The sequence below is a fragment of the Kaistia sp. UC242_56 genome, from assembly GCF_044452255.1.
GTDB lineage: Bacteria > Pseudomonadota > Alphaproteobacteria > Rhizobiales > Kaistiaceae > Kaistia > Kaistia defluvii_A.
Map to the genome: position 1 here is coordinate 2,747,686 of NZ_JBIOAN010000002.1, position 12,243 is coordinate 2,759,928.

The following is a 12,243-nucleotide window of genomic DNA, read 5'->3' on the forward strand; positions in this document are numbered from 1 at the left end:
TCAGGCGTCTACGGGATTGGTCGTGCGGTCTACGGCAGCGCTGCCATCGCTGTCGTCGTGTTGGGGCCTTGGCAGCGTGATACGCACCATGGCCCCGCGCCCCCCTGTGGCGACGGCGGGCGAATCGAGCAGATCGAGCTGCCCGCCATGTTCCTCGATAATCTTGCTGACGATGGCGAGGCCGAGGCCGGTGCCCTTCTCGCGCGTCGTCATGTACGGCTCCAGCAGGCGATGCCGGTTTTCATGCGGCAGGCCGATGCCGGTATCGATGAATTCGACGACGTTGAAATCGCCCTCGACGCGGCCGCGCACCGTGATCTTCGCGCCCGCCGCCTCTTCCGGCGGCAGCGCCTCGATCGCCTCGGTGGCGTTCTTCACCAGATTGGTGAAGGCCTGCGAGATCAGGCGCGGGTCGAAGCGGCCGATCAGCGGCTCCTCGGGAAGCTGCATCTCGAAGGTAATGTCGGGATTGCTGACTTCCATCAGGAACACGGCCTCGCGCGCCGCCTCGCCGAGATTGCGCTCCTCGAAGGTCGGCTTCGGCATCCGCGCAAAGGACGAGAACTCATCCACCATGCGGCCGATGTCGCCGACCTGGCGGATGATCGTGTCGGTGCACTGGTCGAAGATCTCGCGGCCTTCGACGATGTGCTTGCCGAAGCGGCGCTTGAGGCGCTCGGCCGAAAGCTGGATCGGGGTAAGCGGATTCTTGATCTCATGCGCGATGCGGCGGGCGATGTCGGCCCAGGCGGCGCTGCGCTGCGCCGAGACGAGATCGGTGATGTCATCCAGCGTGATGACATAGCCATGCTCGGCCGTATCGGATTCCTCGGTCGTCACGCGGACATTGATGGTGCGCTCGCGGCCGTCGCGAACCACCGAAACCTGGTCGCGGTGCTCCGCGCGGTGCGGCTCGTTCAGCGATGCCTCGACGACATTCTTCAATTCCGGCACGACGTCGATTACCGACTGGCCGATCGGGACGCTGTCGTTCAGGCCAAGGAGACGCATCGCGCCGCGATTGGCGATGGTGACGAGGCCCTGCGCGTCGGTTCCGACCACGCCGGCGCTGACGCCCGCCAGCACGGCCTCGGTGAAGCGGCGGCGGCTGTCGATCTGCTCGCTGGCGGCGACCAGTTCATGCCGTTGGTTGCGCAGCTCGGTCGTCATCGTGTTGAACGTCTGACCGAGCGCGCCAAGATCGCCATCGGCGCTGCGGAACGGCACATGCACTTCGAGATTGCCACGGCCGATCTCGTCGGCGGCGTCGATCAGGCGGCGGATCGGCGAAACCAGCCGGTTGGCAAAGCCGATGCCGAGCCAGACCGCCGAAAGCAGGACCACGAGCGCCAGGCCGAGATAGAGCAGGCCGAAAGCCACCTGAACGCCCCAGCGGGTCGCCTCCAGGTTCTTGTATTCGTTCACGCTCGCCGTGGTCTCGGAGATGTAACGGATGACCTTCGGGTCGATCTCGCGCGTGATGTAGAGGAAGACGTCGGTGTAGTTCGTCAGCCGGGCAATGGCGCCGACGACGTTGGTGGCGCCCGGCGCGATCAGAATGGGTTCGTTGCCGGACTTGGCGGCACGAGCCAGCGCATCGGCCGGCGGCGGCAGGTAGCCCGTCGAGAATTGGAAATTGGCCTGGGCGATCAGCGAGCCGTCCGGCTTGACCAGGAAGACCCCGGGAATGCCGCGAAGCGCCGCCATGGAATTCATGAAGGCCTGGAAGCGGTCCGGGTTCTGTTCCAGCAGCGTCTGGGCTCGCTCGAAATCCGACTTCAGCCCGAGAATGTCGACCTTGAGCGTGCGGGCATGCTCTTCCGCATAGGCCTGGGCAATCGACAGCGAGGTCTCGACAATGGCGCGCGTGCGCTCGGAGAACCAGTGATCCAGACCGCGATTCAGCGTGATCGAGGCGACCACGGCGATCAGGATCGCCGGCACGACCGCCACGATGCTGAACAGGCCGACGATGCGGATATGCAGCCGCGCCGCGGCGCGCCCCCGCCGCCGGGCGCGGATCAGGAGCGCGACCTCAAGGCATAGCTCTATGACCAGAAGGCCGGTCAGCACGCCATTGACGGCGAGCGCCCAGAACACGACCTGCTCGGTCGGCTGGATCGGCGTCAGGCCCATCAGCAGGAAGAAGCTGAAGCACGCGCAGGTCAGCGCCAGGATGACGGTGATGTAGCCCGCGGCGCGCACGGTGAATCGCCGCCGGCGGCGATCGTAATCCTGGGAAATGGGCGCGGCCTGTTCGAGGGTCGCGATCACGTCGCGTTTCCTTCGAGTCGAGAAGCCTGTCCGATTCTAGTGCAGCAGTCTGAGCCCTTCATGGGCCGGACCGTGGGACCGAATTGCAACAGCAATGTGGCGAGCGGGCAACAGGGGTGCCCGCCACACGCGTTTTCAGCGCGAGTTCCGGATCACCTGAACGTCGAGATCGCGGATCTTCTTGCGCAACGTGTTGCGATTGACGCCGAGAAGCTCAGCCGCCTTGATTTGGTTGCCCCGCGTCGCCGCAAGGGCGGTGCTGATCAGCGGATATTCGACGTCGCGCAAAATGCGGTGATAGAGTCCCGGCGGCGGAAGGCCATCGCCAAAACCGTGGAAATAGGTCGACAGATGCCGCTCGACCGAGCTCATCAGCGTGTCTTCCATTTCCGACCCATTGGTCGCGAGCGCCGCCGCCGGCTGGTCCAGTTCCGCGTCGATGATGTTTTCAGTGATGGTGTCCTGGGGATAGAGCGCCGCCAGGCGGCGGATCAGGTTCTCCAGTTCGCGGACATTTCCCGGCCAGCGATAGCGCTTCAGCCGCTCGACCGCCGCCGTCTCAATCTGCTTGTGCGGCAGGCCTTCCTTCTCGACGAGCGCGAAGAAGTGCCGGACCAGGTCGGGAATATCCTCGGACCGTTCGCGCAGCGCCGGCAGGCGGATCGGTACGACATTCAGGCGGAAGAACAGGTCCTCGCGGAACAGGCCCTGATTGATCAGTATCCGCAGGTCCTTGTTGGTGGCCGCGACGATGCGAACATCCGTCTTGATCGGCGTGCGCCCGCCGACCGTGGTGTATTCGCCCTGCTGCAGCACGCGGAGAAGCCGGGTCTGCGCCTCCATGGGCATGTCGCCGATTTCGTCGAGGAACAGCGTGCCGCCCTCGGCCTGTTCGAAGCGGCCGGCCGAACGGGCCTGTGCACCGGTGAAGGCGCCCTTCTCGTGGCCGAACAGTTCGCTCTCGATCAGGTCGCGGGGGATGGCGGCCATGTTGATGGCCACGAACGGACCGGTGCGGCGCTTGCCGTAATCATGCAGCGCGCGGGCGACCAGTTCCTTGCCTGTGCCCGACTCGCCGGCGATCATCACCGTCAGGTCAGTCTGCATCAGCCGCGCGAGCACGCGATAGATGTCCTGCATGGCGGGCGACCGGCCGACCAGCGGAATGTTCTCGCTGCCGTCGTCGATGCGCGCATCTTTGCTGCGCAGCTTCGGCTCGGCGAGCGCGCGGCCGACGATCGAAATCAGTTCCTTGAGGTCGAACGGCTTCGGCAGATACTCATAGGCGCCGCGCTCGGAGGCGCGGATCGCGGTCATGAAGGTATTCTGCGCGCTCATGACGATGACGGGCAGTTCCGGCCGCGCCCGCTTCACGCGCGGCAGCAGGTCGAAGGCGTTCTCGTCCGGCATCACCACGTCGGTGATGACCAGGTCGCCCTCGCCCTGGCTGACCCAGCGCCAGAGGGTCGCGGCGTTGGAGGTCAGCCGGACTTCATAGCCGGCGCGCGACAGGGCCTGATTGAGAACCGTGCGGATCGCCGCATCGTCATCGGCCACGAGGATGGTGCCGCTCGCCATATCAATCATCCTTGTCTGCGGGCATAGCGCCCGGGAAAGCCGGCATCAGCACCCGGAAGGTGGTGCGGTTCTGCTGGGAGTCGCATTCGATCACGCCGCCATGATCGCCGATGATCTTGGCCACGAGCGCGAGCCCGAGGCCGGTGCCATTGGTCTTCGTGGTGACGAACGGATCGAAGAGATGCGGAAGCATGTCGGCCGGCACGCCCGGCCCGTTGTCGCGCACCGAGAATTCCAGCGGCAGGGTGACGCGATTGGTCGAGCCCGGCACCGAAAGGCGGATGCCCGGCTTGAAAGCGGTAGAAAGCAGGATCTCGCCGTCATCGTCATTGCCGATCGCCTCGGCCGCGTTCTTGACGAGGTTCAGGAACACCTGCACCAGCTGATCGCGATTGGCGTAGACCGGCGGCAGCGACGGGTCATATTCCTCGACGATGCGGATGTTGCGCGCGAAGCCGGACTGCGCCAGCCGCTTCACATGCTCCAGCACGACATGGATGTTGACCGGCGCGCGCTCGACGGGGCGCTCGTCGGAGAATACCTCCATGCGGTCGACCAGCTTCACGATCCGGTCCGTCTCGTCGCAGATCAGCCGCGTCAGCGCCCGGTCGTCGTCATCGACCGAGGTTTCGAGCAGCTGCGCCGCGCCGCGAATGCCGGAAAGCGGGTTCTTGATCTCATGCGCCAGCATGGCGGCGAGGCCCGTGACCGAGCGCGCCGCGCCGCGATGCGTCAGCTGGCGGTCGATCTTCTCGGCCATCGTCTTTTCCTGCAGCAGGACGACGACGGAGTTGGGCCGCTCGGGCACCGGCGAGGCATAGATGTCGACGATCCGGTCGCTGCCATTGCGCGGCGTCCCGACATCGACGCGATATTCGTTGACGGCGGCGCCACGCGAGCGCACCTGCTCGATCAGCGCCAGCAGCGGGCTGCCAAACGGCACGAAATGCTCGATCGGCTGCCGGCGGAGCACGGCGATCGACGCCTGGAAGAAGTCCTGCGCCGCGCTGTTGGCCTCGGCGACATGGCCCGCGCCATCGATCATGATGATCGGATGCGGGAGCGCGTCGAGCAGGATCGACGCCGATCCATTGGCGTTCGCGATGCCGGCGTCGATGGGCGCCAAGTTCTTGTTCACGCGGCTCTCCTCAGTTCGGCTTCGCCGAGATGCTTGCGCAGAAGCGAGACCACGCGTTCCGGCTGATGTTCCGTCATGATGGCGAGGCGAGCCGACGGCTCGATGACATCCGTGCCGAGCGCTTCCAGCGTCCAGCTCAGATGCTTGCGCGCATTGCGCACGCCGAGAATCGGGCCATAGAGCTGGATCATCTCCTCGAAATGACCGACGACCAGATCGATCAGCGCGTCGCCGCGCGGCGGCTCGGGCATGATACCGGTCGCCGCGAAGCGCGCGAGATGGCCCGGCATCCAGGGCCGGCCGTAAGCGCCGCGCCCGACCATGACGCCATCCGCGCCCGACTGGTTCAGCATCGGCGCCAGGCTTTCGGGGCTCAGGCAATCGCCATTGGCGATGAGCGGGATCGAGATCTCGGCCTTCACGGCGGCGATCGCCGCCCAGTCGGCGGTGCCCTTGTAGAACTGGCAGCGCGTGCGGCCATGCACGGTGATCATCGATACGCCGGCATTTTCCGCGCGGCGCGCGAGCTCCGGCGCGTTGATCGTCTTGTCGTCCCAGCCCAGCCGCATCTTCAGAGTCACCGGCACCGGACTGGCGCCGACCGTCGCCTCGACGAGCGTCAGCGCGTGATCCAGATCGCGCATCAGCGCCGAGCCGGAATAGCCTGTCGTCACGCGCTTGGCCGGACAGCCCATGTTGATGTCGATGATGTCGGCGCCGGCGTCGGCCGCGGCGCGCGCGCCCTCTGCCATCCAGTGCGCCTCGCGCCCGGCAAGCTGCACCACATGCAGACCGTCGCCCGTCGCCTCGGCGCGCATCGCGGTCTCGGCATTGCCATTGGCCAGCTCTTCGCTGGCGACCATCTCGGAAATCACCAGCCCGGCCCCGAACGACGCCGCGACCCGCCGGAACGGCCGATCGGACACACCGGACATGGGCGCGAGCAGAACGCGGTTGGCGATCGTCACGCTTCCAATGCGGAGAGGCTCGGCAAGGCGGGCAGTTGGGTTGGGCACGTCAGGCAATTGATTACCGAATAGGCATAGGATCAGTTGCCCACATATTAGTCAGGGATCGGCTGACGGCAAGAGACTTGTTGCGTTGCGAAGTGGAATCTCCGATCCATGCGAACCAAGTCGTGCCGGGATCCGACCGATCCCGAAAACAGCCAGGATCCCTCCCGCATGAGCGAAAACGTGCCTCTTCCCCGCGTCGCAGCCCTGATCGTGGCGGCCGGGCGCGGCATTCGCGCCGGCGGCGAGGTGCCCAAGCAATATCGCAAACTGGCCGGCCAAGCGATCCTGCAGCGCACGGCGGCGCGCTTTTTGTCACATGCGCGCGTCGATGACGTTCTCGTCGTCATTCACGCCGACGATGTGGCGCTTTACCAAGCGGCAGTGGAAGGCCAGGACGGCCTGCTCCCCTTCGTCACGGGCGGCGCGACGCGGCAGGAATCGGTACGGCGCGGGCTCGAGGCGCTGGCCGAACGCGGCGCCACCCATGTGCTGATCCATGACGCGGTCCGGCCCTTTGCGTCCCCTGCCCTGATCGACCGTGTCATCGACGCGCTTGGCGGGGCGGACGCTGTGCTCGCCGCTTCGCCGGTCACCGACACGCTGAAGCGCGCCGATGCGGCGGGCATCGTTGGCGATACCGTGTCGCGCGAGGACCTCTATGCCGCCGAGACGCCGCAGGCCTTCCGCCTCACCACCATCCTCGAGGCGCATCGGCGCGCCGCCGATGCGCCGGAACCCTTCACGGACGACGCCGGCATCGCCGAATGGGCCGGCATTCCGGTCCAGATCGTGCTGGGCGAGCGCTCCAACATCAAGCTGACCCTGCCGGAGGACATCGAGATGGCCGATACGCGCCTGCGCATGGAAGAGAGCCTGAGGGTTGACGAAACCCGCGTCGGCACCGGCTACGATGTGCATTCCTTCACCGAGGGCTCCGGCGTCTGGCTTGGCGGCATCGAGATACCGCATGACCGCAAGCTATCGGGCCACTCCGACGCCGACGTCGCGCTGCATGCGCTGACCGATGCGGTGCTTGGCGCGATCGCGGACGGCGATATCGGCGATCACTTCCCGCCCTCGGATCCGCAATGGCGCGGCGCGTCATCGGACCGGTTCCTCGCTTTTGCGGTGGAGCGCGTCCGCGCCCGCGGCGGCGCCATCGTCAATCTGGACCTCGCCATCATCGCCGAGGAGCCAAGGATCGGCCCGCATCGCGACGCCATGCGCGCCCGGATCGCCGAGATTGCCGGCATCGGTCCCGGCCGGGTCGGCGTCAAGGCGACGACGAACGAGAAGATGGGATTTGTCGGGCGGGGCGAAGGCATCGCGGCGATCGCGACGGCCACGATCCGCCTGCCCTTCACGGAGGAAGACGCATGACCGACCTCACGCCCCTGCAAAGCCAAGCCCAGGCGCTGATCGAACTCTGCAACGCGCGCGGCCTGAAGATCGCCACCGCCGAATCCTGCACCGGCGGACTGATCGCCGGTGTGCTCACCGAGATTTCCGGCTCGTCCGCGGTCGTCGATCGCGGCTTCGTCACCTATTCGAATGCCGCCAAGACCGACATGCTCGGCGTCCCGAAAGAGCTGATCGAGCGCGTCGGCGCCGTCAGCCAGGAAGTGGCGCTCGCCATGGCGGCCGGCGCGCTGGCGAAGTCCAAAGCCGACCTGGTCGTCGCGGTCACCGGCGTCGCCGGCCCGACGGGGGGCTCGGCGGAAAAGCCGGTCGGCATGGTCCATTTCGGCGTGATGCGGCGCGGCTCGCCCGCGCGCCATGCGGTGCATGTCTTTACCGGGCTCGACCGGTCAGGCGTCCGTTTCGCCACCGTCGCCGAGGCACTGAAGCTGCTGCGGGAAGAAGCAGAAACCTCGACGGCTTCCTAATTGGCGAGGAAGCCGACCAGCCGGTTGGTCACCGCCAGTCGCCGGGATAACAGCGCCGCCATCGCCGTATGGAAGCCGACGGCGGCCTCCGGGAGGTCGGCTGCCAGTCGCTCGAGATCATCGCGAGAGAAGCACCACGCGACGAGCGATTCCCGCGCGACGATCGAAGCCGAGCGTGGCTCGCGCAGATAGAACGAAATCTCGCCAACGGCGTCACCCGGCCCGACCGTTGCCAGGGCAACAGCCATGCCCCCCTCACCGGCTATCGCCACCGTTGCCGTTCCGGACTCGATGAAGAAGATGTCGCTCGACGCACCGCCCTGTGTAATCAGCGGGGTTGCCGGAGCGATATCGATCCTGTGACAGTAGGCAGCGATCGTCGTGGCGAGCGTCTCCTGCTTGAGGAAGCCCCGCAGCAGGCTGTGAAGCGTCCAGCCATCCGCCGGGGCGAGCCCCACGTCGAGTTGCGACAGAAGCGAATCCTCGCACCAGCGCAAGCCGCGTTCCAGGTCCGGCTCGATCCGGACAGGATACCCCTCCCCGATCCTGAGGCCATTGCGGATCAGGGCCTGCCGCGGACGCTCCGAGAGGCCCGTCAGGATGACGGTGAATTCGCGCTTCGCCGCAACCTGGCTGAGACGGATGAAACTCTGGACCGCCGAGGAATCCATCCCGGAGACGCGCTGGAAATCAATCAGCAGAAAGCGGCCGCCACCTTCCATCCGATCCTGGACGCGCTTGCGCATCCGGTCGGCCGTGCCGAAGAACAGGAAGCCCTGCAGGCGGACGATCACGATGCCCGCCCCGTGCTGGCGCAGCAGTTCGTGTCGCTGGCCGGAAACGTCGCCACTCGTGTGCCAGTCGGCGCCCGTCAGCTCGTGGCGGACGATGTCGACCCGGCCATACTGGAAGGCGAACAGGAAGATCGCCGCGATCAGCCCGACCAGGATGCCGATTGGAAAACTGACCAGCACGATGACGAGCGCGATCAGCAGGATCACGGCATATTCGAACGGATCGAGCCGGCGGCGCGCGCGGACCAGCCAGTCATACATCAGCGACCCGCCGACCCAGACCAGGACGGCGCCGAGCAGGATCGCGGGCACCGCATCGAGCAACAGGCTCCCCAGGAACAGGGCGGAGATCGTCATCGCCACGACGATGACACCGACCCAGCGACTGTTCGCGTGCAACTGGTGGATGATCAGGGTCAGCGATACGGCGGAATAGCCAGGCAGGCCGCCACCCGCGCCGACGAGCAGGTTCATCCAGCCGTTGGACCGCATCTCCTGATTGAGGTCCAGGTCGCGATCGGCATGCAATTCGATGCCGGTCGTGTTCATCAGCAGCGCAACGATGGTGATGACGATCACGATCGGCAGTGTCAGCATACCATTGGCAACCGCGCTCCAATCGACCGATGCCAGGGCTGACAGCTCGACGGGGGGCCAGAAGCTCCCGGCTTCCGGCATTCGGATCAGCCAGCCGCCCGCGCGAAACGGCTCATAGCCCTCCCCCTGGATCCAGACAGCCAGATTGAACGCGACGAGAACCGCGAGCAGGACGGCGGGCACGGCGAAGGGCGTCTTGAACATCCGCTCGGTCGCGAACAGCACGGCGACGAGCGCGACCATCAGTCCGACCTGCAGCATCAAGGGCGCATGCAGCAGCTGCGGCAACAACGCGAAGGACGGTGTCTGGTTGGTGGTGACGCTGATGCCGCCCAGCAGAATCAGCCATCCGGTACCGGTTAGGAACCCGGCGATGACAGGGTACGGCGTGAAGCGGATCAGGCCGCCTAGGCGGCAATAGCCGAGAATGAGCGTCGCGAGCGCGGTGGCCATCGTCGTCACCGCAACGGCGGCGAAAATTGTCGCCGCGCGCGCCTCGCTCGGAACGGAGGGATCGATCGCGCCGGCGACGGCCGAAACGATGGAAACCATGGCGACGATCGGGATTTCCTGGGCGATCGGGATGATGTCGCTCTTCGATCCACCGAGCACGGCAAAGATCGTCATCACGGTCGTCGAGAAGAGCGCCAGACCGAGCGCCGCCGGCATCAGGCCCTGCAGGTCACCGGAAAAAAGCAGGCTGCCATGACCGATCGTGACCACGACCGACAGAAAACCGCAGACGATTCCGGCGACAAGCACCGAGATGAAACGGCCGGAGGATGTCTGATGCATTTGATTTCAGGCATTAGGAGACAGGCGGGAGAATTTCTCCGGCACAACCCCGCCCAAGTCAATGACGTGCGCGTCACCCCACGCACAAGTTGTGAGCCATAGCGCGGGGCAAAGCAGCCGCGCTAAGCAGGCGGAAGCACCGCCACGCCATAGACAGCATCGGCGCGCTTCTCGAAGGCGTCGGCGAATTTTCGGAACGCCTTGTCGAAGACCGTGCCCATCAGCGCCGACAGCGTGCGCGAGCGGAATTCGTAGTCGATCGCAAAATGCACGGTGCTGTGGCCGCCATCGACGGCCTTGAACGTCCAGACATTGTCGAGATGCTTGAACGGGCCGTCGAGATATTCGGCGCGAATGGTGCCGGCCTTGCGGTCCAGCACGACCTTGGTGGTGAAGGTCTCGCGGATGAACTTGTAGGCGACGGTCATGTCGGCGACCAGCACTTCGCGCTCGCCATCCGGCTTGCGGCCGCGAATGACCAGCCGCTCGCAGAGCGGCACGAAGAGCGGATATTTCTCGACGTCCGATACCAGGGCGAACATCTCCTCGGCCGTGTGGCCGACGCGACGCTCGGTCGTGAAGCTGGGCATGTCCGGATCAGCCCTGGTGCTGGGCGTGGCGGGCCGAACGCAGGCGATCGAAATCCTCGCCGGCGTGATGCGACGAGCGCGTCAGCGGGCTGGAGGAAACCATCAGGAAGCCCTTGGCATAGGCGATCGTCTCAAACGACTTGAACTCTTCCGGCGTGACGAAGCGCAGAACCGGATGGTGCTTGCGGCTCGGTTGCAGGTACTGGCCGATGGTCATGAAATCGACCTCGGCGACGCGCAGGTCGTCCATCAGCTGCAGGATTTCATTACGCTCTTCGCCAAGGCCGACCATGATGCCGGACTTGGTGAACATGTTGGGATCCAGTTCCTTCACCCGCTGCAGCAGGCGCAGCGAATGGAAGTAGCGGGCGCCGGGGCGCACCTTCAGGTACTTGGACGGAACCGTCTCGAGATTGTGGTTGAAGACGTCGGGCCGAGCCTCGACAACGACTTCGAGCGCGCCGGGCTTGCGCAGGAAATCCGGCGTCAGAATCTCGATGGTCGTTCCGGGCGCGGCGCGACGGATCGCATAGATCACGTCGGCAAAGTGCCTGGCGCCGCCATCGGCGAGATCGTCGCGATCGACCGAGGTGATCACCACATGCTGCAAACCGAGCTTGGCGACGGCTTCCGCGACCTTCTCCGGCTCCGCCAGATCCAGCGCTTCCGGCATGCCGGTGCGGACGTTGCAAAAGGCACAGGCGCGGGTGCAGGTGTCGCCCATGATCATGAAGGTGGCGTGCTTCTTCGACCAGCACTCGCCGATATTCGGGCAGCCGGCCTCCTCGCAAACGGTGACGAGGCCGTTCTTCTTCACGATCTCCTGCGTCTCGCGATAGACAGGCGAACCCGGCGCGCGCACGCGGATCCAGTCCGGCTTGCGCAGCAGCGGCGTCTCCGGACGGTTCACCTTTTCCGGGTGCCGGGGCCGAAGGTCCCTGCCGGGGCGCGTATCGAGAACGACGACCATGGAAACTCCGATCTTCCTTACGCGCGGCGCAGGAGGCTGAGCAGGAACAGCAGAACGATCGCGCCGACGGTCGACACTACCAGGCTGCCGACGAACCCGGCGAAATGGATGTTGAAGGCGGCGGCAAGCGCCGCGCCGATCCAGGCGCCGATCAGGCCGACAATCAGGTTGATGAGCAGGCCGTGACGGCGCTCCATGACGCGGGAAGCAATCCAGCCGGCAAGGATGCCGATGAGGATCGTCGCGAAAATGCCGACACCGTTCATGTTGAGCCCTGCCCGTTCGTGTTCCAGCACATATGGTGGAAGAGCCTGCGCAACACCAGCTTTGTGTTGCGCATGGCCGTTATGCGATTACCCGCGCCAGCGACACGACGATGACGGCGCCGATCGCCGCGATGACGACCTGGTTGACGAAGTCATAGCCGAAATCGATCGGCACGTTGAAGTAGCGGACCAGGAACCCGCCCACCACGGCGCCGATCAGCCCCGTGATGATGTTGCGGAACAATCCGCCGCCGCCGACCACGATGCTGGCCAGCCAGCCCGCGATCAGGCCGATGGCCACCCAGATCAGGATCGCCTTGAGTTGTGGGTCCATCGCGA

The 12,243-nt window shown here is 65.6% G+C and carries 11 protein-coding genes; 2 read left to right on the forward strand and 9 right to left on the reverse strand.

The genetic code is table 11. The annotated features are described in order from the left end of the window. The 4 genes from ACHMWQ_RS15630 to dusB form a co-directional block, all read right to left on the reverse strand. Positions 1-2,274: an ATP-binding protein gene (locus ACHMWQ_RS15630; protein ID WP_396308173.1), complete on the reverse strand. Its 2,274-nt coding sequence runs from the start codon at positions 2,272-2,274 to the stop codon at positions 1-3. A gap of 135 nt (positions 2,275-2,409) precedes the next feature. Next, positions 2,410-3,852, reverse strand: coding sequence for a nitrogen regulation protein NR(I) (ntrC, locus tag ACHMWQ_RS15635; RefSeq protein WP_266332426.1), 1,443 nt, complete (start codon positions 3,850-3,852; stop codon positions 2,410-2,412). Position 3,853: 1 nt separating this feature from the next. Further along, the gene (locus tag ACHMWQ_RS15640; protein WP_354551579.1) at positions 3,854-4,978 is read right to left on the reverse strand and encodes a nitrogen regulation protein NR(II); all 1,125 of its coding nucleotides are present in this window, start codon (positions 4,976-4,978) and stop codon (positions 3,854-3,856) included. A gap of 8 nt (positions 4,979-4,986) precedes the next feature. Continuing rightward, the gene (gene dusB / locus ACHMWQ_RS15645) at positions 4,987-6,039 is read right to left on the reverse strand and encodes a tRNA dihydrouridine synthase DusB (protein WP_396309458.1); all 1,053 of its coding nucleotides are present in this window, start codon (positions 6,037-6,039) and stop codon (positions 4,987-4,989) included. Between the two features lie 135 nt (positions 6,040-6,174). Between dusB and ACHMWQ_RS15650 the strand changes: the two genes are divergently transcribed. Both ACHMWQ_RS15650 and ACHMWQ_RS15655 read left to right on the forward strand, forming a co-directional pair. Then, positions 6,175-7,386 carry a bifunctional 2-C-methyl-D-erythritol 4-phosphate cytidylyltransferase/2-C-methyl-D-erythritol 2,4-cyclodiphosphate synthase gene (locus tag ACHMWQ_RS15650; protein ID WP_396308174.1) on the forward strand — a complete coding sequence of 404 codons (1,212 nt, stop codon included), beginning with the start codon at positions 6,175-6,177 and terminating at the stop codon, positions 7,384-7,386. Further along, on the forward strand, positions 7,383-7,892 hold the full coding sequence (locus tag ACHMWQ_RS15655) for a CinA family protein (protein WP_396308175.1): 510 nt from the start codon (positions 7,383-7,385) through the stop codon (positions 7,890-7,892). Before ACHMWQ_RS15650 ends, ACHMWQ_RS15655 begins: the two co-directional genes overlap by 4 nt. Here the strand turns inward: ACHMWQ_RS15655 and ACHMWQ_RS15660 are convergent. The 5 genes from ACHMWQ_RS15660 to ACHMWQ_RS15680 form a co-directional block, all read right to left on the reverse strand. After that, the gene (locus ACHMWQ_RS15660) at positions 7,889-10,078 is read right to left on the reverse strand and encodes a SulP family inorganic anion transporter (protein ID WP_396308176.1); all 2,190 of its coding nucleotides are present in this window, start codon (positions 10,076-10,078) and stop codon (positions 7,889-7,891) included. The two genes, ACHMWQ_RS15655 and ACHMWQ_RS15660, sit on opposite strands and share 4 nt — an antisense overlap. A 122-nt stretch (positions 10,079-10,200) precedes the next feature. Beyond that, positions 10,201-10,668 carry a type II toxin-antitoxin system RatA family toxin gene (locus ACHMWQ_RS15665; RefSeq protein WP_396308177.1) on the reverse strand — a complete coding sequence of 156 codons (468 nt, stop codon included), beginning with the start codon at positions 10,666-10,668 and terminating at the stop codon, positions 10,201-10,203. 7 nt (positions 10,669-10,675) lie between these two features. Next, entirely contained in the window at positions 10,676-11,638 is a 963-nt protein-coding gene (gene lipA, locus ACHMWQ_RS15670; RefSeq protein ID WP_396308178.1) for a lipoyl synthase, read from the reverse strand. 17 nt (positions 11,639-11,655) lie between these two features. Next, positions 11,656-11,934, reverse strand: coding sequence for a GlsB/YeaQ/YmgE family stress response membrane protein (locus tag ACHMWQ_RS15675; RefSeq protein ID WP_396308179.1), 279 nt, complete (start codon positions 11,932-11,934; stop codon positions 11,656-11,658). Between the two features lie 49 nt (positions 11,935-11,983). Continuing rightward, positions 11,984-12,238 carry a GlsB/YeaQ/YmgE family stress response membrane protein gene (locus ACHMWQ_RS15680; protein WP_266332436.1) on the reverse strand — a complete coding sequence of 85 codons (255 nt, stop codon included), beginning with the start codon at positions 12,236-12,238 and terminating at the stop codon, positions 11,984-11,986. Positions 12,239-12,243 lie beyond the last annotated feature (5 nt).

Excerpts from the sequence above, each read along its gene's own strand:
- ntrC (WP_266332426.1), bottom strand. The coding sequence starts at position 3,852 with ATGGCGAGCGGCACCATCCTCGTGGCCGATGACGATGCGGCGATCCGC.
- ACHMWQ_RS15650 (WP_396308174.1), top strand. The coding sequence starts at position 6,175 with ATGAGCGAAAACGTGCCTCTTCCCCGCGTCGCAGCCCTGATCGTGGCG.
- ACHMWQ_RS15655 (WP_396308175.1), top strand. The coding sequence starts at position 7,383 with ATGACCGACCTCACGCCCCTGCAAAGCCAAGCCCAGGCGCTGATCGAA.
- ACHMWQ_RS15660 (WP_396308176.1), bottom strand. The coding sequence starts at position 10,078 with ATGCATCAGACATCCTCCGGCCGTTTCATCTCGGTGCTTGTCGCCGGA.
- ACHMWQ_RS15665 (WP_396308177.1), bottom strand. The coding sequence starts at position 10,668 with ATGCCCAGCTTCACGACCGAGCGTCGCGTCGGCCACACGGCCGAGGAG.
- lipA (WP_396308178.1), bottom strand. The coding sequence starts at position 11,638 with ATGGTCGTCGTTCTCGATACGCGCCCCGGCAGGGACCTTCGGCCCCGG.
- ACHMWQ_RS15680 (WP_266332436.1), bottom strand. The coding sequence starts at position 12,238 with ATGGACCCACAACTCAAGGCGATCCTGATCTGGGTGGCCATCGGCCTG.